The sequence below is a fragment of the Vibrio sp. GJ43-1 genome, assembly GCF_055808835.1.
In genome coordinates, this window is the sequence record NZ_CM147885.1 from 1,008,899 (window position 1) to 1,032,844 (window position 23,946).

The 23,946-nt window shown below is 45.1% G+C and carries 12 protein-coding genes and 9 pseudogenes; 9 read left to right on the forward strand and 12 right to left on the reverse strand.

Features of this window, described 5'->3' with window-relative positions; all coding sequences use genetic code 11:
* Window positions 1-40 precede the first annotated feature (40 nt).
* Together gcvH and AC0L66_RS21885 are read right to left on the reverse strand one after the other, a co-directional pair.
* Entirely contained in the window at window positions 41-421 is a 381-nt protein-coding gene (gene gcvH, locus AC0L66_RS21880; protein ID WP_473569369.1) for a glycine cleavage system protein GcvH, read from the reverse strand.
* Window positions 422-456: 35 nt separating this feature from the next.
* A complete protein-coding gene (locus AC0L66_RS21885) occupies window positions 457-1,764 on the reverse strand; it encodes a serine hydroxymethyltransferase (protein ID WP_473569370.1) in 1,308 nt (435 codons plus the stop codon).
* 430 nt (window positions 1,765-2,194) lie between these two features.
* Between AC0L66_RS21885 and AC0L66_RS21890 the strand changes: the two are divergent.
* The 5 genes and pseudogenes from AC0L66_RS21890 to AC0L66_RS21910 all read left to right on the forward strand — a co-directional run bounded on the left by AC0L66_RS21890 (window position 2,195) and on the right by AC0L66_RS21910 (window position 6,980).
* Window positions 2,195-2,819 (forward strand): annotated as a pseudogene (locus AC0L66_RS21890) (helix-turn-helix domain-containing protein).
* 373 nt (window positions 2,820-3,192) lie between these two features.
* Window positions 3,193-4,327, forward strand: a pseudogene (gene gcvT / locus AC0L66_RS21895) (glycine cleavage system aminomethyltransferase GcvT).
* Between the two features lie 273 nt (window positions 4,328-4,600).
* Window positions 4,601-5,020, forward strand: coding sequence for a trypsin-like serine protease (locus AC0L66_RS21900; RefSeq protein WP_473569371.1), 420 nt, complete (start codon window positions 4,601-4,603; stop codon window positions 5,018-5,020).
* Window positions 4,959-5,666, forward strand: a complete 708-nt coding sequence (locus tag AC0L66_RS21905; protein ID WP_473569372.1) for a S1 family peptidase — start codon at window positions 4,959-4,961, stop codon at window positions 5,664-5,666. The genes AC0L66_RS21900 and AC0L66_RS21905 overlap by 62 nt, the downstream gene beginning before the upstream one ends.
* A 258-nt stretch (window positions 5,667-5,924) precedes the next feature.
* Complete coding sequence (locus tag AC0L66_RS21910; protein WP_473569374.1) at window positions 5,925-6,980, forward strand: S1 family peptidase; 1,056 nt, start codon at window positions 5,925-5,927, stop codon at window positions 6,978-6,980.
* Between the two features lie 133 nt (window positions 6,981-7,113).
* Here the strand turns inward: AC0L66_RS21910 and fruA are convergent.
* The 4 genes and pseudogenes from fruA to fruB form a co-directional block, all read right to left on the reverse strand.
* Window positions 7,114-8,497, reverse strand: a pseudogene (fruA, locus tag AC0L66_RS21915) (PTS fructose transporter subunit IIBC); the annotation flags it as partial.
* 74 nt (window positions 8,498-8,571) lie between these two features.
* Window positions 8,572-8,866 (reverse strand): annotated as a pseudogene (locus tag AC0L66_RS21920) (PTS fructose transporter subunit IIB); the annotation flags it as partial.
* Between the two features lie 57 nt (window positions 8,867-8,923).
* Window positions 8,924-9,892: pseudogene (pfkB, locus tag AC0L66_RS21925) on the reverse strand (1-phosphofructokinase).
* A gap of 9 nt (window positions 9,893-9,901) precedes the next feature.
* Window positions 9,902-11,035: a fused PTS fructose transporter subunit IIA/HPr protein gene (gene fruB, locus AC0L66_RS21930; RefSeq protein ID WP_473569376.1), complete on the reverse strand. Its 1,134-nt coding sequence runs from the start codon at window positions 11,033-11,035 to the stop codon at window positions 9,902-9,904.
* Window positions 11,036-11,329: 294 nt separating this feature from the next.
* On the opposite strand from fruB, the pseudogene cra reads away from it, so the two are divergent.
* Window positions 11,330-12,320 (forward strand): annotated as a pseudogene (cra, locus tag AC0L66_RS21935) (catabolite repressor/activator).
* Window positions 12,321-12,447: 127 nt separating this feature from the next.
* On the opposite strand, the gene AC0L66_RS21940 reads toward cra, so the two are convergent.
* The gene (locus tag AC0L66_RS21940) at window positions 12,448-12,624 is read right to left on the reverse strand and encodes a hypothetical protein (protein WP_265676835.1); all 177 of its coding nucleotides are present in this window, start codon (window positions 12,622-12,624) and stop codon (window positions 12,448-12,450) included.
* A gap of 294 nt (window positions 12,625-12,918) precedes the next feature.
* On the opposite strand from AC0L66_RS21940, the gene AC0L66_RS21945 reads away from it, so the two are divergent.
* The 3 genes from AC0L66_RS21945 to AC0L66_RS21955 all read left to right on the forward strand — a co-directional run bounded on the left by AC0L66_RS21945 (window position 12,919) and on the right by AC0L66_RS21955 (window position 16,964).
* On the forward strand, window positions 12,919-13,374 hold the full coding sequence (locus AC0L66_RS21945; RefSeq protein WP_473569378.1) for a LacI family DNA-binding transcriptional regulator: 456 nt from the start codon (window positions 12,919-12,921) through the stop codon (window positions 13,372-13,374).
* A 29-nt stretch (window positions 13,375-13,403) separates the two neighbouring features.
* Window positions 13,404-13,943 carry a substrate-binding domain-containing protein gene (locus AC0L66_RS21950; RefSeq protein WP_473569380.1) on the forward strand — a complete coding sequence of 180 codons (540 nt, stop codon included), beginning with the start codon at window positions 13,404-13,406 and terminating at the stop codon, window positions 13,941-13,943.
* A 435-nt stretch (window positions 13,944-14,378) separates the two neighbouring features.
* Complete coding sequence (locus AC0L66_RS21955) at window positions 14,379-16,964, forward strand: glycoside hydrolase family 3 protein (protein WP_473569381.1); 2,586 nt, start codon at window positions 14,379-14,381, stop codon at window positions 16,962-16,964.
* Window positions 16,965-17,187: 223 nt separating this feature from the next.
* On the opposite strand, the pseudogene speB reads toward AC0L66_RS21955, so the two are convergent.
* From speB to codB, 5 genes and pseudogenes are all read right to left on the reverse strand, one after another.
* Window positions 17,188-18,119 (reverse strand): annotated as a pseudogene (gene speB, locus AC0L66_RS21960) (agmatinase).
* Window positions 18,120-20,033, reverse strand: a pseudogene (gene speA / locus AC0L66_RS21965) (biosynthetic arginine decarboxylase).
* Window positions 20,034-20,477: 444 nt separating this feature from the next.
* Window positions 20,478-20,690: a transcription antiterminator/RNA stability regulator CspE gene (cspE, locus tag AC0L66_RS21970; protein WP_265676830.1), complete on the reverse strand. Its 213-nt coding sequence runs from the start codon at window positions 20,688-20,690 to the stop codon at window positions 20,478-20,480.
* A 309-nt stretch (window positions 20,691-20,999) separates the two neighbouring features.
* Window positions 21,000-22,278, reverse strand: a pseudogene (locus AC0L66_RS21975) (cytosine deaminase).
* Between the two features lie 16 nt (window positions 22,279-22,294).
* Window positions 22,295-23,542 (reverse strand): cytosine permease, encoded by a 1,248-nt coding sequence (codB, locus tag AC0L66_RS21980; protein ID WP_265676828.1) that lies wholly within the window; start codon window positions 23,540-23,542, stop codon window positions 22,295-22,297.
* Window positions 23,543-23,946 lie beyond the last annotated feature (404 nt).

Genomic DNA, 23,946 nt, shown 5'->3' on the forward strand with positions numbered 1-23,946 from the left:
CAAGCTGCCCAAAATTGGGCAGCTTTGATTCGTGCTTGGCTTACTCGTCTTCGATAGACGCAAGATAGTCTTCAGCGCTCTTAAGATTGTCCAGTTCAGATGCATCAGCCATCTTCACTTTAACAATCCAACCGCCTTCATAAGATTCTTCGTTAATAAGCTCAGGGCTGTCTTCAAGCTCTTCGTTGATTTCTACAATTTCACCAGTGATTGGCGCGTAGATATCAGATGCTGCTTTCACAGACTCGACAAGAGAAAAGCTCTCACCGGCTTCAATTTCGTCTTCGACTTCTGGTAAGTCAACAAATACCACATCGCCCAGCATTTCTTGGGCGTGCTCTGAAATTCCGATAGTCACGGTGCCGTCACCGTTATCACGAACCCACTCATGGCTGTCAGAAAACTTCAAAGTGTTATCCATTGCTATATCTCCAAATATTTAAGGATGTTTATTCTTTATTGGTACAGTGGGAAGCGAGCGCACAAGGCTTTCACTTCTTTTTTAATGCGTTGCTCAACGTCTGGGTTGCCCTCGGGGGATTCAACCAAGCCATCCAGAACGTCACCAATCCACTCTCCGATGAGTTTAAATTCTTCAGTGCCGAAACCACGTGTGGTTCCAGCTGGTGTTCCTAAACGAATACCAGAAGTAATCATAGGCTTTTCGGTATCGAATGGGATGCCATTTTTATTACAGGTAATGCCAGCACGCTCAAGCGCTTCTTCTGCTTTGTTGCCTTTAAGGCCTTTTGGTCTTAGGTCAACCAGCATCAGGTGAGTGTCGGTGCCGCCCGTTACGATGTCGCAACCGCGAGTTTGCAATACTTCAGCAAGAACTTTTGCGTTCGCGATCACTGAATCAATATAAGTACTAAATTGTGGCCCTAATGCTTCACCAAACGCGACCGCTTTTGCGGCGATAACGTGCATGAGAGGACCACCTTGTAAACCCGGAAATACCGCAGAGTTTATTTTTTTGATGATGTCTTCGTGGTTAGTAAGAATCATGCCACCACGTGGGCCACGTAATGTTTTATGAGTCGTTGTTGTAACAACATGGGCGTGTGGCAGCGGGCTAGGGTGTGCACCTGTCGCGATGAGACCTGCGATATGTGCCATATCGACCATTAAGATGGCGTCTACTTCATCGGCAATCGCGCGGAATTTAGCAAAATCGATGGTGCGTGGGATAGCAGAACCGCCCGCGATGATCATTTTGGGTTTGTGCTCGATGGCCAGTTCGCGAACGGCGTCATAATCGATTTCAAGCGTGGTTTTGTCTACACCATATTGAACGGCATTGAACCATTTACCAGACAAAGCTGGGCGAGCTCCGTGGGTTAGGTGACCACCAGCATCTAGTGACATGCCCATAATGGTATCGCCAGGTTGCAGCAGCGCCAGTTTCACCGCGCCATTAGCTTGTGCGCCAGAGTGAGGTTGAACGTTTGCGTATTCACACTTAAAAAGAGATTTAGCGCGTTCGATAGCAATAGCTTCAACGGTGTCGACATGTTCACAGCCACCATAGTATCGGCGATTTGGATACCCTTCGGCGTATTTGTTTGTTAGACAAGTCCCTTGGGCTTGCATGACCGCTTTGGAAACAATGTTCTCAGAAGCAATAAGCTCAATTTGTTCATTTTGGCGAGTAAATTCGGCTTGAATGCCAGTGAAAACGGCGTCGTCAGTCGCTGAAAGATTGGTTGAGAAAAAGTTTTCTAAGCTATGGCTTTGGTAGCCTTTTAGGTACTGAGCAGTCATGGCAGTTTACCTTCCGTTATTTGTTCAATATGACGTTTATTCAATATGACGATTATTCAAACTATCTGTTATGTAGAGCTCGTAATGTGGTGCTCTTTTACGATTGAATAACGTTTGTCTTTGTACTGCGTGAACAAAATAACTTGTTCAAAAAGGCAGCGTGAATAGGTCCCAATGACTAGGACTAAATCATTCAGTTAAGGTGGGATTGAGCCACTTCACTGATTGCGTCAATGCATCTCTTCATCTAACAAGTCGGTAACATACCTCGCGGGGCGTGAACAATCAATCAAAAATTTCCTATAGGAAACACAGTTTCCAGTTTTGTTAACCAGCGCACGCTTTATTTTTGACCATGACCTTTAATGAATAAGTCGCTTCATGCAACAATGTGGACAGGATAAAGGAAGCGACTATTTAGAGGGATAATATGTCTGAAGACATCTATGATGAGTACCCATCGTTGACGCTAGCGAAAGACGCAGCGGATGAACATATTGAACCGCTTAAGCTAGGTGAACGATTAAAAGATATTCGAGCAAAAATGGGGCTGACATTGGAAGAGGCCAGTCAACGAACAGGCTTGGCACGCTCTACATTGAGCAAGATAGAAAATGAACAGATCTCTCCAACGTTTCAAGCGATGCAGAAGTTAGCGACAGGCCTGCAAATAGATATGCCACAACTCTTTGAACCACCAAAGAAAAAAGTGGCGACTGGCCGCCGAGACCTGACTAAGCAAGGGGAGGGGAAACCTCACCCAACGCCAACTTATGAACATGAGTTGCTTGCGACGCAGCTTTCTAATAAAAAAATGATGCCGTTTAAAAGCACAGTCCGAGCGCGTGCTTTTGAAGAATATAGTGATTGGGTTCGTCATGATGGAGAAGAGTTTTTACTCATCCTTTCAGGCACCGTACGCTTCTTTTCTGAGTTCTATGAGCCGAGTAGAAATGAACGCGGGTGACAGTGTGTATTATGACGCCAATATGGGGCATATGCTGATTTCTGTCAGCGACGATGATGCGCATATTTTGTGGGTGACGGCGAAATAGTCAGCAAACAGGTAGGTTTCTTATAATAAAGGCAAACGTTTGCTTTTGTGGCTAAATGCACATAAATCCCATCAAATAGGGCAAAAAAAACGTGAAACAGGCGGCTTTGTTCGCTTTTTGTTTTGTGATTGATTTGTTAAATGTCACATTTCTATCTGTTCGAATGTTGTTAATGATGAAAAATTGGCGCATTCTTGTTTATTATAGGAAACAAGGTTTCTGGCAGGTGTATTTTTAATCATTGAGTTTATTAATGATACATGGCAAGAAACGCTCTAAAGCAAATTAATGGGCTCTAGCGACGAAAGCGTTAGAGCTAATAAAGATGACGTGAAAGTTAAACAACGGCTGATTACAGCTCACGGAGAATAAAATGGCACAAGAACAAGTGACTCAAGATCTACTGACGACACCTTTACACGCTCTTCATGTTGAAGTTGGCGCTAAAATGGTTCCATTCGCTGGTTACGATATGCCAGTACAGTATCCTTTGGGTGTAAAAAAAGAGCATTTACATTGTCGTGATGCTGCTGGCCTTTTTGATGTGTCGCATATGGGTCAATTGCGTTTACACGGTGAGAATGCCGCGAAGATTCTTGAGTCATTAGTTCCTGTTGATATCATTGATTTGCCTGTCGGTAAGCAGCGTTATGCTTTCTTTACTAACGAGCAAGGCGGCATTATGGACGACCTGATGGTGGCGAACCTTGGCGATCATCTGTTTGTTGTTGTGAATGCAGCATGTAAAGAGCAAGACATTACTCATATCGAAGCACACCTTACGGATGGCGTTGAGATGGAAGTGATTCAAGACCGAGCATTATTGGCGATTCAAGGACCCAAAGCGGCGCAAGTTTTAGCGCGTTTGGCACCGGAAGTTGCCGATATGCTGTTTATGGATGTAAGAACCGTTAATTTGCTGGGCGCAGACTGCATTGTGTCGCGCAGTGGTTATACCTGTGAAGATGGTTACGAAATTTCTGTTCCGGCGGAGCAAGCAGAGGCACTAGCTCGCAAGCTTACTGCTGAAGAAGACGTGGAATGGATTGGCCTTGGTGCTCGTGATTCACTGAGACTTGAGTGCGGCTTGTGTTTATATGGCCATGATCTTGATACGACAACGACGCCAGTAGAAGCAAGCTTACTGTGGGGTATCCAAAAAGTACGTCGCGCCGATGGTGAGCGCGCTGGTGGCTTCCCAGGTGCGGATATCATTCTAGATCAAATAGAAACGAAAGCGGTTAGCCGTAAGCGTGTTGGTTTGGTTGGGCAAACTAAAGCGCCTGTTCGTGAAGGCGCAGTATTATTTGATGCAGATGACAATGAAATTGGTGTTGTCACCAGTGGAACTGCGGGGCCGACCGCAGGTAAGCTTGGTTTCTATGGGCTATGTGAAAACAGAGTTTATGGCAGTGGGTACGGAAGTCTTTGCAGAAGTGCGTGGCAAAAAGCTAGCAATGACCGTTGAGAAAATGCCGTTTGTGCCTCAGCGTTATTATCGTGGTTAGTCAGTATCCTGAATAGAAAGTACCGTGGATAACAAGTGCCGCTGACAGTCAGTGGTTATTTTGAAGACACCGCATTATGCGGTGTTTTTTTATGGCTATAAATACGTAAAAATGAACACTATCGGCACTTTAATTGATAGGGGTTTGAGTCATAGTGTGCATATTGAGACTTGGCTCGCGATGGAGTTTTTGGCATTTGCATAGCATCGCTTTGGGTGATATCAATTTATCAAAGTACATGTAATACGATAGTCAACAAGGAGTAACTATTTCGTGGCTAAAATCTTCAGTAAGTTGTCTTTAGTTCCTATTTTGCTCTCAACGTTAGCCTTAAATGTGGCTGCTGACGAGACCATTCACTCATCAGTGGCAGTTTCGCCATATATAGTCAATGGTTCGTTTGCAAATGTGAGTGATTATCCCTCATTTGTTAGCTTGTTTTTTGATATTAGGGAATATTATGACTTCTATATAGAGACACCATATTGTGGGGGGACATTACTTAATGAGCAGTATGTACTTACAGCTGCTCACTGTATTTATGGTGATGCGGAGGCACAACTTTTTACTATGGTTACGCCCATGTTGCAGTATGAAAGTGACTATATGTATATGTACACAGAAAAAAAGAGTGGTAGCGATCTATCACCCTTCGGATTATCGAAACGATATTTATCAGTTGTTACCCAATGATATCGCAATATTAAAGCTTGACTCAGCACTCAGCAATGGTAAGGCGCTTGTTCTTCCTGAGGATGAAAGTTACCGCAGCGGTGGTAATGTATTTACTGCGGTTGGTCACGGTAATACTAAGTCATATTTCGATGGTACTCAGTGGTTACAAAAGGTTGATCTGAATTGGGTCGCTAACGATGTCTGCGCGGGAGAATTTATTGACGGAAGTTACCTAGAAAGCTTCCATCTTTGTTTTACTGGTGATTATTCTGTCGCAAATGACTTACTTGCTGGGACCTGTCAAGGCGATTCTGGCGGTCCGATTTATTGGGATAATAACGGTATACAGACTCAAGTAGGTATTACCAGTTTTGGTCCTGCCAAATGTGGCGATACTGAGCGAGGTGTCACTTCGGTATTTACCGAAGTTGCCGATTACTCTGATTGGATAACGGATGTCTTGAATGGACAAGTAGTACCGACTTACGTATCGACAGATGAAAAGAGAAGGGCATATTTGATTAGCCAAGGGCTTGATATTAGCCCGAATGGTAGTAGTGCATCCAGTGGCTCTGGTGGTGGAGCTATGTCTCTATTTGCGTTGTTGATGCTCACACTTTTTGGCTGGAAGAGAGAGCGTAGCGTTAAGCCAAGTCACATTTGATTCTTTTTTTTATATCGACCTCGTAGCGCACTGTGGCTACGGGGTACTTTGTTTTCTATTCTAAATATAAGCGCGTAGCCAGCAGCCACACCGCTTAGATACCATTCTTAAAAATGATACTTGCTCAGTAAGTTCTGTTAAACGGGCTTAGAGAGGGTTTTCTCCATCCTTTTCAGCTTTTTTCTTTCTATACTGTTAATGAAAACACAACAAACTATCCAATTTGTGATGTGTATATTTGTATAGAGGGGGCTTTATATGGCAAGGATGTTGAAAAGGCACACTCGCAGGATAACTCTGAAAGCACTGCTATCTGTTTGTGCATTCGGTGTGTTTCCTATTCATGCTGCCGATGTTGATATCGCTCCTATGATTGTCAATGGTGAGAATGCCAACGTGGCGGATTACCCCTCCTACGTTGGTCTATATATCGATTCTACGGAGTATGATGGTCGCTACTCGGGCGGGGCCTATTGTGGCGGGACGCTACTCGACTCGGATCATGTCCTCACCGCTGCTCATTGTATTCAAGGCGATCTTGCGGCTGGCCTATTTACCACGGTGCTGCCAATGTTAGAAAATGAGAGCAACTTTCTCAATTCAGATCGAAGACGCGTGGTTGAAGTGTATATTCACCCAAGCTTTTCAAATAATATTACCGCTCTGCTGCCTGATGACGTGGCAGTGCTTAAATTAGAAACGTCAACGTCTTCTGGCACTGCTGCGACGCTCGCCTCTTCTGACCGTTACCGCTCTTCAAGCTATACTTTTACCGCCGTCGGACATGGTAACGTACGTTCCAATGTTGAAGGAACAAACATCTTGCAGCGAGCGAATTTGGTGTGGGTCAATAATTCAGTGTGTGGAGCCAACTTCAGAAATGGTGGAAATTTGACGGATAAGCAAGTGTGTTTCACTGGCGCAGTCAGTCCATCGACAGGCTTAAAAGCGGGTACATGCCAAGGGGATTCCGGTGGACCAATTTATTGGGATGATGGCGGCGTACAAACTCAAGTCGGCATCACGAGTTTTGGCCCATCCACCTGCGGTGACAGCAGTTCGGCGGTGACGGCAGTGTATACTGAAATCAGCGACTATCGTAGTTGGATCACCAGTGTGCTGAATGGTTTTGAATCACCATATTACGTGTCGAATGATCTCGCAAGACAAGATTATATCGCTCAGTATGGTCGAGTGGTGTATACCGGAGGTACGTTTGCGTCTGGTGGTTCATCAGACGGTGGGGGTAGTGTTCATTGGCTCTGGATCTGGCTATTAACGGGCGTTGCTGTGATAAGAAAAGTGAAGCCTTAAATAGTGACCAGCGTTGTGATTTTAACGTGTGGTGACGTTAATGTTATGCCTCATTGGCATTAAAAACGAAAAGGCGCTGTTAATGCAGCGCCTTTTTATCGAGACATGTTAACTCAAGTGGGAGTGTGCTCAATTAAGCGCCAGCAACTTGCGCGGCTTCTGCACGACGCTTCAAGAACGCGTAAGTAAAGCCTGTGACTGCAGTACCAGCGGCGATAGCAACTAAATACATCAGTACAGGAGAAATTGCACCAGGAATAAGTAGTACGAACAGACCACCGTGTGGTGCCATCAGTTTTGCGCCTACTAGCATAGATAGTGCACCCGTTAGCGCGCCACCAGCCATACATGAAGGGATCACACGCATTGGATCTTTCGCTGCAAATGGAATGGCGCCTTCAGAAATAAAGCACATGCCCAATACGAAAGAGGCTTTGCCTGCTTCACGTTCGCCTGCTTCAAATTTATCCTTAGCAAGGAAAGTGGCAAGGCCCATACCCAGCGCCGGAACCATACCAGCGGCCATGATAGCGGCCATAGGAGCATAAGTTTGAGAAGCCAGTAGACCAACACCAAAGGTATACGCTGCTTTGTTGACTGGGCCACCAAGGTCGAAACACATCATACAACCCAAAATAACACCTAGCAGAACCGCATTCGCAGAGCCCATGTTATTTAGGAAATCCGTCATTGCCGACATAATGCCAGCCACAGGACCACCCACGATGTATACCATCACAAGACCAGTAAATAAGCTGGCAATAAACGGAATGATCAAGATCGGCTTGAGCGCTTCCATTGATTGTGGCAACTGGACTTTATCGGCAATAAGCTTGGCTGAATAACCCGCTAGGAAACCTACCACGATACCACCTAAGAAGCCAGCACCAGTCGAGCTTGCTAGCATGCCGCCAATCAGACCGGGTGCAAGACCTGGACGGTCAGCAATGGAAAAGGCAATGAAACCAGCAAGAACAGGAATCATTAGTGCAAACGCGCTGCCACCACCTATGGTCATAAGCGCGGCAGGTAGAGACCCTTCTTCTTTAAAGGCTTCAATACCAAATACGAACGAAAGGGCGATAATCAAACCACCAGCAACCACTACAGGAAGCATGTGAGATACACTTGGTCATTAGGTGCTTATAAACGCCTTTTTTCTCTTCGGTTGCGGGTGCTTGATTATTTCCACCTGTGTGAGCATAAGGAGAGGCTTCAGAAAATGCCTTGTTGATCTCTTGTTCGGTTTTTTTCAATGCAAGACCTGTGCTGGTCTTGTACATGTTTTTACCGTTAAAACGATCCAGAGGCACTTCAATGTCGGCTGCGATGATAACAAGATCAGCATCGGCGATATCTTGATCCGTTAGCTGATTTTTTGCGCCTACTGATCCGCGTGTTTCCACTTTAATTTGATGACCAAGGCGTTTTGCTTCGTTTTCCAGTGCTTCTGCTGCCATGAACGTATGCGCGACACCAGTCGGGCAAGCCGTGATAGCGACAATTTTTTTCGTGGTAGCCAGACTGTCGTTATTCACAGGCTCGGTAGACGAAATGGTGAGTACGGCTTCTTGGCTTAATGGTTGAGCATCACTGATCGCTTTGCTTAAAAACGCTTTAGGGTCACTCGTGCACTCAGAAATACTGGCTTGATAAACACGTTTACCAATTAGACGCTGCGTATCAACGGGCGCGTTTGCTGCAATGATAATAGCGTCAGACTCTGCGATTTGTGCCTCAGTTAATACTTGAGTCTCAACAACACTAGAGTGGCATTCAACGCGGGCATCGTGGCCGAGTGCTTTGGCGGCCTGATCAAGTAATCCGGCGGCAATAATACTGTTTGCTACCCCGCTAGGGCAGGCGGTAATAATTGAAATTTTCATAGGTTCGACCTTTATGTCCATTTTGTCGTGTTAAATCAGAGTCATCAATACAGATGCTTAACGATTTAGCGCTTGTGACTGTATTTGTTTTTGTAGGGATACAACGTCTTCTTTACTTGGCACACCAACGCCAACCTGACCAACGGCCAGAGCGGAAAGGGCAGTAGCAAAGGAGAGTAATTCTAGTTTTGGCATGGCTTGCATGTGACCCCAGCAGAGCCCCGCAACCAAAGTATCGCCAGCACCTACGGTGCTAACTACGTGCATTTTGGGCGGCTTAGCTTGAAGCCATTGATTATCGTGTAACCATAGAACGCCCTCTGCACCCATCGAGACAACGATATTGTCGATGCCTTTATCTGAAAGCGTTTCTGCCGCTTCCAAGCATTGTTCTTGAGTGGTGAGTTCACGCCCGACAAATTGCGAGAGTTCTTCGTCATTGGGTTTTATTAACCAAGGCTTAGAATCTAGACCTTGGGTTAAGGCATCGCGGCTGCTATCAAACAGAACACGTTTGCCGTTGTTTTGTAGTTGTTCGATCCACTTCGCACACTGTTCTGCGCTAATTCCACGAGGTAAGCTACCTAAGCAAAGACAAAGTAATCATGAGTGAGCATCAATTGTTCTAGCGTCGCTTCAAACTGAGTGATGGCTTGTGCGTCCACCAGTACACCAGGAAAATTGATATCATTGACGTCACCGTTACTTTCAACAAGTTTGACGTTAATTCGTGTGGAACCCGAAACACGGATGAATTCATCTTTGGCGTTGAGTTCATCAAACAGCTGGCAAAACAGCTCTTGATTATCTGTCCCTAGAAAGCCCGTAACAGTGACGTCTGCGCCTAAGTCGGATAATACTTTGGCAACGTTTACCCCTTTACCAGCGGCGTGCAGGGAACCTTCGTTCACTAAGCTGACCGAACCTTGATTGAGCTTGTCTAAGCTGCTTGGTGAGATCCAATGCTGGGTTGAGGGTAATCGTGACGACTTTATTTGTTAGTGAGGTATCTAATTGAGTGTTCATAATCAATCCTTACCCTTCACCAAGACCTGAGTTGATGGCTTTGCCAATCGCCTCTAGTGCTTGCTGTGCATCTGCGCCGTCCGCGCTAAATTGCAACTCATGACCGTGCTTAACTCCCAGAGCAATCACTTTCATTAGGCTTTTTGCGTTGACCACTTTACCGTCGCCATTTAGATTGGATACTTGAATGGTGGAGTCAAACTTCTTCGCTTCAGCAACTAACATTGCGCCTGGGCGAGCATGTAAACCATGAGCATTTTTGATTTTGAACACCGCTACGTTATCGTTTTGCGTTTCAGCTGTGGCGGTTTGTTCACCCGTAAAGAAAGCCAAAAGTTGTTCTGTGGAAAGTGACAACAGTTTGCTTTGCTCTTGCTTAAATACGAGTTCAGTAATTTTACTAAGCATGGCTTCGTGAGCGTTGTTGCACGCAGCGAAAGCAATCAACGCTTGGACTGGCGTGCCATCAAGTTCACATTGGTTGATGGTTGAGACAAAAGCCATCCCTGTGCGGGTAACGGCTTTGTCGCTGCTGACAAGCCACAAACCGTTACCAAGGTGAGTAGGAGACTTGGTCACAAGGTCCGCAACAAACTCCGCGCCAGTACCTCCGGTGTTTTTAAGTAAACCACCCGCAACGGCAGCCATTTGAAGCATGTCACTTGCAGGGAAATTAAGTTGGATCAATGAAGCATCAAAATCGGCTTCAAGTTGCACTTCGCCATTCAATAGCGCCATGATCTCTTGTTCGGTTTTTGCTTGTTTCAGTTTTTTCTCAACGCCGTCGGCTGACAGCACTTTAGTGAGTTGTTTCAAAATGCCCAAGTGTTCATCTGATTTAGCCGCAATACCAATGGCGATATAAGCGATATTGCCATTGCCCCAATCCACACCGTTAGGGAAGTGATGCACGGCAACGCCCGTCATTTTCACAAGATCACGGGTATCTGTCGTGCCGTGAGGGATCGCAATGCCATTACCTAGAAAGGTAGAGTTCTGACCTTCACGATTCAGCATACCGTCGACGTAACCTTCTTGAACGAGCCCTTTTGCCGTTAGGTCGGCTGCGATTACTTTAATGGCGTTCAGTTTGTCGTTTGACGATTGATTAAGTTTAATGTTGTCGCTGTTTAATTGAAGCATGTTCGCTTACCCATGTTATTCTTGTTTTTGAACCGATTCAGTTAATGACTGACATAAAACTGAATCGATTCAGCAAAATTTCAAAAAAATTCAGCAAACCAAATTTTGTGTGTTGGCTTTGCTGTAGCGATGTCCTATCGACGATGTATCACTATAAATATAGGCCAGTTTTCAAAAGTGTGAACTTTGCTGAATCCTTTCAGCTTTTATACTGAACCGATTCAGCATATAATTCAACTTGTCAGTATGGTTGGAATTCATTTATATGATCCATCGCACAGAAAGGATCGAGATATGACTTTGGATGAAATAGCAAAGCTTGCCGGGGTATCAAAGACCACAGCAAGTTATGTGATTAACGGGAAAGCACAGAAATATCGGATTTCTGAAAAAACCCAAAAAAAGGTGATGGCAGTCGTCGAGGCCCATAATTATCGCCCCGATCACGCAGCCTCGTCGCTGCGGGCAGGACATAGCCGTTCATTTGGTCTTATTATCCCGGATCTTGAAAACTCCAGTTACGCGAGAATTGCTAAGCTCCTAGAGCAAAACTCTCGGAAGGCGGGATTCCAAATTTTAATTGGTTGCTCAGATGATGATCCAGAAACGGAAAAACGGGTCGCAGAGGCATTAGTGTCGCGTCGAATTGATGCGTTATTCGTTGCCAGTGCCATCACTGAAGCCAGTGACCACTATCTTCCAATTCAGCAACGGGGGACGCTTAGTTATTGCGATAGATCGCTCGTTAGATGATGAGCATTTTAGTTGCGTGATCAGTGAAGACTTTGGTGCTGCGTTTAATTTGACGTCTTCAGTATTGGATGAAACGACCACCAGTATAGGGTTAATTGGTGCACTACCTTCACTCAACATCTCTCGTGAACGTCAGTTAGGTTTTGAAGCCGCGGCTAAATTGGTGACAACACATTCTGTGGTGGCTTATGGTGAGCACTTTAATCGTGAAGAAGGTAAACGTTTGTTGGAAAAGTGGCTCGACGCTGACCAACTACCAGACTCGATTGTGACAATGTCGTACACTTTGCTTGAGGGCGTTTTGGATGTTTTCTTAGAAAGGCCCGAGCTGATGAGCAAAGTGAAGTTGGCGACCTTTGGTGATAATCGACTATTGGATTTCCTTCCTTTCAAAGTCAATTCCTCTCCGCAACAGTTTGACCTTATTTGTGATAGCGCGATGGAACTAGCCTTGAATGCTGCGGCTAAGCGCTACAACCCTGGTATTGAGTTGATTCCGAGAACGATGACGATACGTCACACTTCGGATTAATTGGCCTATTGAATCAGTCTCGAAGGGCGGCATGTCCTGACATAAAAAACAGCGTAGCGGTTTGCTTAACCTTTACGCTGTCTATTTATTTGCTGCATCGAAAAGAGTATTTGGTCCGCCGAAAAGATTACTGCTGAGCGCAGTTGATGTCACCTAGCGCTGTGCAGATCTGTTTTTCTTGTTTCGCCTCTGCTTCCATTTTGTTGCCAATTTCTTGATTGTTACGGTTCTCATTGGGTGCCGCGCATCCCGCTAAAATAGCCGCTAACCCTAATGCACATACCACTGCGAATTTAGAACGCATAACGAACTCCTTGTTAATTATTGTTACATAAACTTATCATCTTTATTTCGGTGGTTATAGTGATTAATTATATAGCCGCACTGATTGCTCATTAATTGACTGAGTTATAGGGTGAATATCACGGTAACGAGGCATTTTCGCACAGAACACGATATACCATAATGCTTATGTTCCTTACCCGATACTCTGTCGGCTTACCTATGAATACAAAATATGAGGTTTCCCTTTTCTTATTGGTTCGAAATTCGTAATGTTATGACTCAACAGGGAATAATAAGAGAATCCACACCACCAATGTCAGCTCAAAAAATGTCAGCTCAAAAAGCCACCATCTATGACGTCGCCAAACGGGCAGGCGTGTCAGCAAGCACTGTTTCACGCTATCTAAACCGTACGTCTTTTATCGCGAAAGACAAAGTAGATGCCATCGAGTTGGCGATATTTGAAACGGGGTTTAAGCATAAATCTCGTAAAGGCGAGCCAGATACGAAAAGGAATATGACGATAGGTGTGATTGTCCCATCATTTGATGCGCCATACGTCAGCCGGATTTTACTTGGTATGGATGAGCAGATGCACAAGCACAGTTATGACCTTATTATCGAGACCACGAATTGGGACATCGCTCGAGAGCGCAGTGAGCTGAATGATCTGGTCAGCCGCCAGGTAGATGGTGTGATTATTATTGGTGGTGAATTGGTTGAGAGTGAAATCGCTCAGGTGACCGCAGACATACGCGGCGACTTCTGATGTGTCGCAGTGGCTCTGGATTGCTGCCTATGATTAACGTTGATAATGAAATTGGCGCGTATCTTGCCACGAATCATCTGTTGCAACTAGGGCATAGCAAAATTTTTCATGCTATGGGCGCGAGAGGTAATATTGAAACAGAGCAGCGATTAGCAGGCTTTAAAAGGGCAATGACAGCGGCTGGGTTGCCAAGTGGCGAGCCCACATGGATTTCAGCGAATTTCGAACCAGACGAAGCGTGTCAGAGAACGATTGAAAAAATTGAATCTGGTGCTGAGTTCACCGCCGTGTTTGCCGCAAATGATCTCTCTGCATTTGGTGTTATTCAAGCCTTGCACCGAAAGGGGTTACGTGTGCCTGAGGATGTGTCAGTTATCGGTTTTGATGACTTGCCTATCGGCGACTTTTATATCCCAAGGTTGTCGACGATGCGTCAGCCGTTTGCACAGATGGGCGAGATCGCGATTCGTTATCTGTTGGATCTTATCAGTGGTAATAGGCCGGACTATGACATTCCCCCCGTGTCGATTGTGGTTCGAGACAGCACGAGTAGCATTGCGCTAAGCTAAGCTAAGCTAAGCTAAGCTAAGTTAAGTTAAGTTAAGTTAAGTTAAACTAAGCTAAGTTAAGCTAATTACTAATGGTCATTAATTAGCTAAATCAAGATGTACAGAATGTTGTGCGCAAATATTGGCCATGTGAATGTTCATACTTAAAGGTTTATTAGTAAGTTTCATGGTAAATAACTGATAAGTAATGATATAAATGAAGCTGGATAGATAAGTTTCATAGCATCTGAAGGTATTGTGGAATGTTTCTGAGTTTTGCTACCTACCCTGAGAGGGGCGTATACCCTGTGATTTAGGTCACGAATGAGTCTCTCGTTCGCTTATATCATCACGGAACATTTTGAGTTCAGTGCACCTTCACCTCTAACGCCTCTGCGAGAGCGTGCATTGGCATCTTATTTATACCTCCGGTATCACATCCTTAGGACATTTCAAATGACAACAATCACGCCGTATTTCTCAGACTGGCCTACCATCAACTCTTCTATTAAAAAAGATCCTACGATTGAGAAGGAAATTGTCCGTATTGTTGCTTTGATGACGGCAGAAGAAAAACTGGGTCAGATGATACAACCTGATCTTCGAGGCGTCACACCTGAAGAAGCGAAACAATATAAACTTGGCTCTATCCTAAATGGAGGCGGCGCGTGGCCAAATGAGAATAAACGCTCTTTAGCGCAAGATTGGGCGGATAAAGCCGATGAATTTTGGCACGCAACGGAAGAGGCATTCGCAGACCGACCATTTCGCATACCATTTATGTGGGCAACAGATGCCGTGCACGGTCATAATAATGCGTATAGCGCGACGGTATTTCCCCATAATATTGGACTTGGCGCGGCGCGAGATCCTGAATTAATTCGTCGAATCGGAAAAATTACCGCATTGGAAGTCGCGGCAACGGGCTTAGATTGGACATTCGCTCCGACCGTAGCGACACCTAGAGATCTTCGCTGGGGCAGAGTATATGAAGGCTATTCTGAAGATCCTGAGATCACTTACGCTTACGCGTCACAAATGGTGATTGGCTTACAAGGTGACCAGAATGAACTGAAAAGTGAGTATAAAGTCATCTCTAATGTAAAACATTGGGTAGGGGATGGCGGAACTCAGGCCGGAGTCGATCGTGGGGTGAACGCCTACTCCGAAGATCTGCTGCGTAACATTCATGCAATGGGCTATTTCAGTGGCTTAGAGGCTGGGGCACAAGTGGTTATGTCGTCATTTAACACTTGGGAAAATCCGGCTAACTATGATCATTCTCCACACAGTGATATCACTGGAGAGGGTGATGCATACAACTATAAAATTCATGGCAGCAAGTATCTTTTAAACGATGTACTTAAAGACAAAATGGGCTTTGACGGATTGATTGTGACCGATTGGCATGGTCATGCGGAAATTAATAAATGCACAGACGGTAACGCTACGTATGCGATTAATGCTGGTAACGACATTTTAATGGTACCGGTTCATGAACACTGGATTGAAGTGTATCGCTCGGCATTAGCGGATATTCACTCTGGCGTTATCTCAATGGCACGTATTGATGACGCCGTAACGCGGATTTTGAGAGTGAAAATGAGAGCAGGATTATGGACGAAACCCGCGCCTAGTCAGCGCGTGCTTGCTGGTAACCAAAGTTTGCTGGGTGCACGGGCACACCGAGAGGTGGCTCGTGAAGCCGTACGTAAATCTTTAGTGTTATTGAAAAATAAGAATCAAATACTGCCACTGAGTAACAATCAGAAAGTGCTGATAACAGGCAGCGCCGCCGATGATCTTCAAAAACAATCGGGTGGTTGGAATCTGACGTGGCAGGGTGATGAAAACACGTTAGAAGACTTTCCTGGAGCGACGACACTGAAAATGGCGTTAGTGGCTGAACTCGGAGAGCATAATGTCACGTTTGACCCAGCGCTCAAAGAAGAAGTAAAGCCAGGTGATATCGCGATTGTGGTGATTGGTGAAGATCCCTACGCGGAAATGATGGGCGATATTAAAGCGTGGCAAACCCTAGAATTCGCCCAGTTGAAGCGCAGTTATCGCAAAGATGTTGAGAAAATACATCGCTTACATGCAGCGGGCGCCAAAGTTATTACGGTGTTCTACAGTGGTCGTCCTTTGTATCTTAACGAAGAAATAGCGATGTCTGACGCATTCGTTGCTGCTTGGCTTCCTGGTAGTGAAGGCGAGGGCATTACCGATGTATTGGTCGGGGATGAAGAGAGACGCCCACGTTATGACTTCCAAGGTAAGCTGTCTTATAGCTGGCCAAATAAAAAACAGAGTGCGACCGTGAATCGAATTCCTCCGCACATCCCCAATTACCAAGTATCAGAGCATGAGCAAGATCCTCATGGGGAGCATGCGCCATTGTTTAAGTATGGTTACGGGTTGAATTATTCCTCGTTATTACAGCAGCGCGATCTGGATCAGCTTGATCTCGATACGAGTGATGGTTCCTCTGAAGGCAGTGTACCTCCGGCAATAGAGTTGTATGGTGTTCGCTCAACGATTGGTGATTTTCAGTTACTTGTTGCCCAAGCACCCGGTGAAAATGGAGTTGAAGTGTCTCGGAATAATCCAATGAGCTTTGCATCGATCGAGACTAAACCCTATAACTACCAGCAACAGCAAGATGCAGTAAGCCTTCAATTCAAAGCGGCTGGCGCGTCAGTGTTCATTGCAACAACGGATGGGGAAACCGAAGACTTCAGTCGTTTTGCACATTCAAAAGGTGGTTTGAGTTTTGACGTTAAGGTTAGCGAGTGCCCAGTCGGTAGCGTGTATGTAGCAGTGCAATATCGACAAGAACATGGCTTAGTGGCGAGTGTTGTGAAAATTGATATTACGGAGCAACTGCAAACTCTTGATGAGTTTGTGACCGTCACGGTTTCAAGCGAAGAATTTATTAACAACGGGGTGGAATTAAGCCAACTTGATACGCCATTTATGTTGTTAGCCGACACACGATTTGCGATGGTATTAGCGAACATCCGCTGGTGGAATGCGCCTTAGTTTGTTGAAAAACGCACTCAGTCTATTAAAAGCGATATTCGATTAAAAGCGTTAGCCTATTAGGTTAACTGGGCTAATGAAAAAAGGGGGATTCATTGAGAATCCCCCCTTTTTGTGATCTGGGTTGTTGATGAATGCTAGCTATCGACTTTAATGACCAGAGTTAGCTTCTTATCATCGGGCTTAGATTCTTATCATCGCGCTTAGCTTCGAGTGCGTCGCTTTAATCGGCAACCGTTGGTTTTGACGCCAATACGTACAGTAACTCAAGAGCAATAGTCGCCCCGGCTAATGCAGTAAGATCGCTCTGGTCGTACGGAGGCGATACTTCAACCACATCCATGCCAACTACGTTCATACCTAGGCTAAACCACGGATAATTTTCAACACTTTATCAGAGTTAAGGCCACCACAAACTGGGGTGCCGGTACCCGGAGCAAAGGCGGGATCTAAGCAATCAATATCAAACGTGATATAAACCGGTTTATCACCTGTGATGGCTTTAATCTGCGCCACGATTTCTTCGACACTCATATCATTAGCTTGCATGGCATTAATGACGTTGAAACCATGATCGTCGTAGTCATATTCCGTGCGAATCCCAACCTGAACCGAGTGCTTCGGTGAGATCAGGCCTTCTTTTGGCGCATGATAAAACATCGTCCCGTGATCGTAGCTGCTGCCATTCGCATAAGTATCGGTATGAGCGTCAAAATGAATCAACGCCATTTCACCGTGGTGTTTTGCATAAGCACGTAAAATTGGCAGCGTAATGAAGTGATCACCACCAAGTGCGAGCATGGTTTTGCCATTTTTTAAGATGTCGCTTGTCGCGGCTTCTAAACGATACGTAAAATCTTCAGCATCACCACAGTCAAAAACCAGATCACCTGAGTCGATGACTTTGAGTTTATCAAATACGTTAAATGTCCAAGGGAACTTTTTCCCTTCCCACGCAAGATTGACAGACGCACGTCGGATAGCATCTGGGCCTAAACGCGCGCCGGGACGGCCAGAGGTCGCCATGTCGAGTGGTACACCTAGAACCACCACATCAGCGTCGGTTCCAATCGGGTTTCTCACGTAAGGACGGCGGACAAATGTCATCGCATTCGAATACAGAGAATAATCAGTTTTTGTAAACAAATCATTCATTTATAAATCCTCTAGATAGGTATAATCGGATTAGGCCATACTCTAACTCTTCTAAAATAAGCGCTTGCTCGTCAGTATGAATATGACGCTCAACCAGTTCTCTATAGTTACTACGAATAGCATCAACGTCAATGTGCACATAACGCATCATGTCTTCCACCGTATCACCAAGATCGATGGTTGCGAAATCAATATCACCACTATCTGTGACATTCACCACTGCACTGTGTGTATCACCAAATAAATTGTGCATGTCGCCCAAAATTTCTTGGTAAGCGCCAACAAGGAAGAAGCCCATTAAGTAGGGTTGATCCTTGTTCCATGCAGGAAGCCAGTAATGTGGATTCAATACCTTGCCCATCAACATACTGCTCAATGGTACCGTCTGAATCACAAGTAATATCAAGCATAATGGCTCGAGTTTGGTCTTCTCTGTCTAAACCAGATAATGGAAGAACAGGGAATACCTGCTCAATACCCCATGCATCGGGTAATGATTGGAACAGCGAGAAATTCACAAAGAACTTATCGGCCAATCGCTCGTTCAATTCGTCAAGAATTGGACGGTGGAAACGGTTTTTGTTGTCCATCTGACGATGCAATTCGCCATAAATGGTTAAGCTCAATTGCTCTACCCATGCTCTTTGGTGCAAATCCACCACACCTGTTGCGAACAGGGTTTGAGCTTCTGATAGATCGCTTTGCGTATCGTTATAAATTTCGATCAACGCACGAGCATCGGTTCCCGATTTTAGGTTTTGCCAGTTCTGCCACATGTTTTGCAGTAAAATCGGCGCTTCCTCAGACGGCGCATCCACTTGCTCGCTGGCATAGCTTTCAGTACCAATAACATTGGTGATAAGCACAGCGTGATGCGCGGTTAATGAACGGCCAGATTCTGAAATGATCACTAAGCGCTTTTTCGTCATACAGCGCACAGACGTCACCTACCGTGCTAACAATGTTACGAGCATATTCAGCCAGCCCGTAGTTCATAGAGCTGCTTGATTGGCTGCGAGTACCATCGTAATCAACCGCTAGGCCACCACCTACATCAAAGTAGGCAATCGGCACAGACATTTTACGCAACTCGCAGTAAAAGCGAGCCGATTCGTTCACACCATTACGTACGTCACGAATATTCGCCATTTGCGAGCCCAAGTGGAAATGCACAAGTTGCAGCATATCCAATTGATCTTCTTGCTTTAGGCGCTCAACGACTTGTAGCACTTGCGAAGCGGACAAACCAAATTTAGATTTATCACCGCCACTTGATTGCCATTTTCCTGCACCTTGAGACGCTAAGCGAATACGTAAGCCAATGCGTGGCTTAACATTGAGGCTACGGGCCTCTCTTAATACCGTATCAAGCTCTGACAGCTTTTCTAACACGATAAAGACTTTGTGCCCTAGCTTCTCACCAATGAGTGCCAAACGAATGTACTCACGGTCTTTATAGCCGTTACAGACGATGACAGAGCTTGCACGTTGCGCCATTGCAAGCACGGCAAGTAGTTCGGGTTTGCTGTAGGCTTCTAGGCCGAGCTGCTTAGTTTCTGCTTCAGCTTGGCTTGCTAGGATTTGCTCAACCACATCTTTTTGTTGGTTTACTTTAATTGGGTAAACCAGCAAGTAATCATTTTGATAACCGTAATCATTAATTGCTTGGTTAAAAGCGTCACAGATACCGTGGACACGTTGGTGAATAATTTGCGGAAAGCGCACCAACGCCGGAAGTGTGAGACCTTTATCTTCCAAAGCCTGAGCGATACGAGTTAAGGGAATATGATGTTGAGCATCTTGACGTGGTGAGACGTAAACGTCGCCATCATCATTGATACCGAAGAAGTTTTGGCTCCAATGTTGCACATTGTAGTTAGCACGAACATGGTCAAGTTTGGAAGTGTTAGTCACGGCTTATATTACCAAAGCAATAGGTTTTACTAATCTTTCTCGATTGGATAATGAATATTAGCGTTAACCTGAAAAATTACACCCCGTGATTGTCGTCCTTGATGGTCACGAAACACCTCTTAGCAGGGCAAAGTTGTGGAGAAAACGCCCTCTAGAGTCGGACGCATTAACGGATAAAAAGGCGCCTGAGTCTAATGAAAGATTTTTATCGATTCGATAGAGAATTATTGTCGTGAGAGGGGGCTGGTATGTCCTTGATTATGCGTTGGTTGATGAGGTCTTTGAACGTCTGATATGGGGGGCTTCCAAACGATGGAAGTTGGAGAGATTAAGCGAGTGTAATTGGCTAACCACTTGTTTTTAATGGGTTAGTGGTTGTTTTGCTAACGAGCGGGTATAAAAAAGGCCTCGATTACTCGAAGCCTAGAAATTTTTAGCGCGCTGTTATTGAGGAACAACGTTAGTCGCTTGTGGGCCTTTTTGACCTTGTTCAACTTCGAAAGTGACCGCTTGGCCTTCTTTTAGAGTTTTGAATCCGTCACCAGAAATAGCACGGAAGTGAACGAATACGTCTGCTCCGCCATTTTCTTGCTCGATGAATCCGTAACCCTTTTCTTCATTGAACCATTTTACTTTGCCAGTACTTGTGTTAGACATTTTTTGTCCCTTACCTTTCAGATTAAAACGCTCGCCTTGCGGCTGTCTTGCTTAGTGGTTCTGTTTATTTAATCGAGGCGTAAATGGATAAAACGAATGACAAATACTCGCATATGGAACTATCTGACAATACAACTCGCACTCTTTTTACTCTTACGTTAAATAACTCTGAACACCAGAGCAAAATTAGTTTAGCACAGCAATTGGGCGATTAAATGAAATTCTCATGACGACGAGCACAAAACAGGGCAACAATTATACAATTGTTGCCCTGGGTAGAAGCCGATATGAAGGGGGATGTCCTTCGGGCTAGCGCTTAAATGTGACGTCTTCAACCGCATCTAAGTGAATCTGCGTTTGTGCAGGTTTCGTTGTGGCAATAATCTCACCCTTGCGGATTGAGTAACTGACTAGGTACTTGGCGTCGAACGGCATCAAATCCATTGTCGGCAGGCAGAAGCAATAAGCTTCCGTCTTTACCCAAGTCTAATCCATGCGTGGCCTGGATATTGAGGGTCTTAGCTGAATTGGTACTGATCAAATCCAACGATTGATTGATTTGATCATAACCCATGACTTGGCAGACATGCAGGCCCATGTGCAGTACTTGTAGCATGTTTGCTGTACCTAATGGATACCAAGGGTCAAAGACATCATCATGACCAAAGCAGACGTTAATATCAGCAGCAAGCATTTCTTTTACGCGTGTGACACCACGACGTTTCGGGTAGTCATCAAAACGACCTTGCAGGTGAATGTTCACCAACGGGTTAGCAACAAAGCTGATACCCGACATTTTTAAAAGACGGAATAGGCGTGAAGCATACGCACCATTGTATGAATGCATGGCTGTGGTGTGGCTGGCTGTGACCTTGTCACCCATTTCATATTTGTGTGCCAGTGCCGCGAGTGTTTCAACAAAGCGTGACTGCTCGTCGTCAATCTCATCACAGTGGACGTCAATCAAGCAATTGTACTTGTTGGCAAGCTCAAATACGTAGTGCAGTGATTCGATACCGTATTCGCGCGTGAATTCGAAGTGTGGAATCGCACCAATCACATCTGCGCCAAGCTGAACCGCTTGTTCGAGTAGTGCTTTACCGTTGGGATAAGACAAAATGCCTTCTTGTGGGAACGCAACGATTTGAATGTCGACCCACGGTTTCATTTCTTCGCGTACTTCCACCATAGCTTTAAGCGCAATGAGTGTTGGATCAGAGACATCAACGTGGGTACGAACATGTTGGACACCATTGGCGATTTGCCATTTTAGCGTCTGCTTAGCGCGCTTTTTAACGTCTTCAATAGACAGTAATGCTTTACGCTCTGACCAGCGCTCAATGCCTTCAAATAGTGTTCCAGAAATGTTCCAACTCGGCTCTCCAGCCGTTTGCGTGGTATCTAAATGGATATGAGGTTCACAAAATGGTGCGACGGCCATGTGTCCGTCAGCATTGATGACGCGATCAGCCTGCATTGGTTGTGAGCCTGCGGCCTCGATTGCCGTGAACACGCCGTTTTCAACAAGAATGTCAAAGCGACCTTCTCGTTGATCAATCGCGGTATTTTGAATGAGTAGAGATGACATAACTGGCACTTCCTAATTATTGAGTATCAGCGCTAGCAAGTGCTGCACTGTTTTTATTGAGCATTGGGTTTAATACAAGATAGCTCAAAGCACCACCGAGTACGGCATTCACTGGAACCACACCTGGTAAGAAGTGTCCTGCCGCTACACCCAACGCGACCGCAATAATACCTGCCCAGTTCACCGTTTGGAATTGAGTAGTTTCAAAATGCTGATACTTTTTACGATTCGCAATGAAATCCGCAATGATAACGCCGCCGATAGGAGGAATCGCAATGGATAGGAACGTCAACCAACCAACAAAGTTGTTGTATAACCACAGTGCGCAGAGTGTGCCTACGACACCGTTAGCCATAGAGATGTATTTGCTTGGCAGTCCCGTTACATTGGAGAAACCTAAACCAGACGCGTAAAGCGCGTTATCGTTGGTGGTCCAAATGTTCAAACCAAGCACAATGATAGCAGGCAGTAGTAAGCCCTGTGCAATCATCACTTCAGAAATATCAGATTGACCCGTTACTGCCGCACCAGCTGCGCCGAAGATAAACATCAGTGAGTTACCAATAAAAAAGGCCGTCATGGTAATAAACACCGCGCCTTTTGGTTTCTTACCAAAACGAACGAAATCGGCAGTGAGCGTACCTGCGCTGACAAAGGAACCAACGACCATCGCAAGTGCGACTGAAAAGTCTATGGGTTCGGATGGTTGTATTTTTTGTAGCTCGGCGACACCGCCAACGCTATCAACCGCTGTGAATACAGAGTAACCACCGAGTATAGCAATAGCAGGCACCGCGATAGTAGAAAGTACCATCAAGGCAGAAATGCCAAAGTAAACAGTCGCCGTCATTAGTAGGCCACTGACGATAATTAGCGTATTGGTATCAATGCCTGTGGCTTTTTGTACTGGAATAGCAAACATCGCCACGCCAACACCAAACCAGCCTACTTGAGTGCCGCCAAGTAAAATTGATGGAAGCCATGAGCCTTTAGAACCAAAAGAGAAACGAGCAAGAAGGTGTGTAGAGAGGCCAGTAGAAGAGCCGATGTAACCAAGAAAAGAAGTATAGATGCCGAGGATTAAGTTGCCGATGAGAACCGCGAGGAAGAAGTCATTAAAAGAGAGTCCGGTACCGAGGGAACCACCTGTCCACATACTTGCGGAAAAAAATGTCAGTCCCAGCATCACCATAGTGAGTGACGCTACCCCTTTCCTAGCCGATGTGGGAACCGGTCCAAGACTGTAGTTATTATCCGCAGCCATTTTTTACCTCTCGTTAAATCAAAATACTTAAGTCAAATTCCTTACGGAATGCCTGCTTATTTCGCGCAAACGGCGTGCATTATGGAGATGTAACTTTTAGAGTCAAGTAGAGTTTTTGAGCGAAGAATACAATAAATATGGCTTTATGATATTTTTGTTATTTAAAACAATTCATTAGTATTCTCATGAGTCATTAAAAAACTATTCAATTTGTTTACTTTATGATGTTTTTATCTAAAGCAAAGGATTGCTAGTGAGATTGAGTGGTGGAATGGTCATTTCTATTGTTATGCTTGTAGAGGCATAGGTGCGATATGATTGATCTAGCGAGCGATTTCTATGTTGATATGTTTGAACAAGCGCGCTGATCTAACTTAACGTCATTTGTCCTAGTAACAAAAAAG

Coding starts and splice junctions, on each gene's coding strand:
- gcvH (WP_473569369.1), bottom strand. CDS start 421: ATGGATAACACTTTGAAGTTTTCTGACAGCCATGAGTGGGTTCGTGAT.
- AC0L66_RS21885 (WP_473569370.1), bottom strand. CDS start 1,764: ATGACTGCTCAGTACCTAAAAGGCTACCAAAGCCATAGCTTAGAAAAC.
- AC0L66_RS21910 (WP_473569374.1), top strand. CDS start 5,925: ATGGCAAGGATGTTGAAAAGGCACACTCGCAGGATAACTCTGAAAGCA.
- fruB (WP_473569376.1), bottom strand. CDS start 11,035: ATGCTTCAATTAAACAGCGACAACATTAAACTTAATCAATCGTCAAAC.
- AC0L66_RS21940 (WP_265676835.1), bottom strand. CDS start 12,624: ATGCGTTCTAAATTCGCAGTGGTATGTGCATTAGGGTTAGCGGCTATT.
- AC0L66_RS21945 (WP_473569378.1), top strand. CDS start 12,919: ATGTCAGCTCAAAAAATGTCAGCTCAAAAAGCCACCATCTATGACGTC.
- AC0L66_RS21950 (WP_473569380.1), top strand. CDS start 13,404: ATGATTAACGTTGATAATGAAATTGGCGCGTATCTTGCCACGAATCAT.
- AC0L66_RS21955 (WP_473569381.1), top strand. CDS start 14,379: ATGACAACAATCACGCCGTATTTCTCAGACTGGCCTACCATCAACTCT.
- cspE (WP_265676830.1), bottom strand. CDS start 20,690: ATGTCTAACACAAGTACTGGCAAAGTAAAATGGTTCAATGAAGAAAAG.
- codB (WP_265676828.1), bottom strand. CDS start 23,542: ATGGCTGCGGATAATAACTACAGTCTTGGACCGGTTCCCACATCGGCT.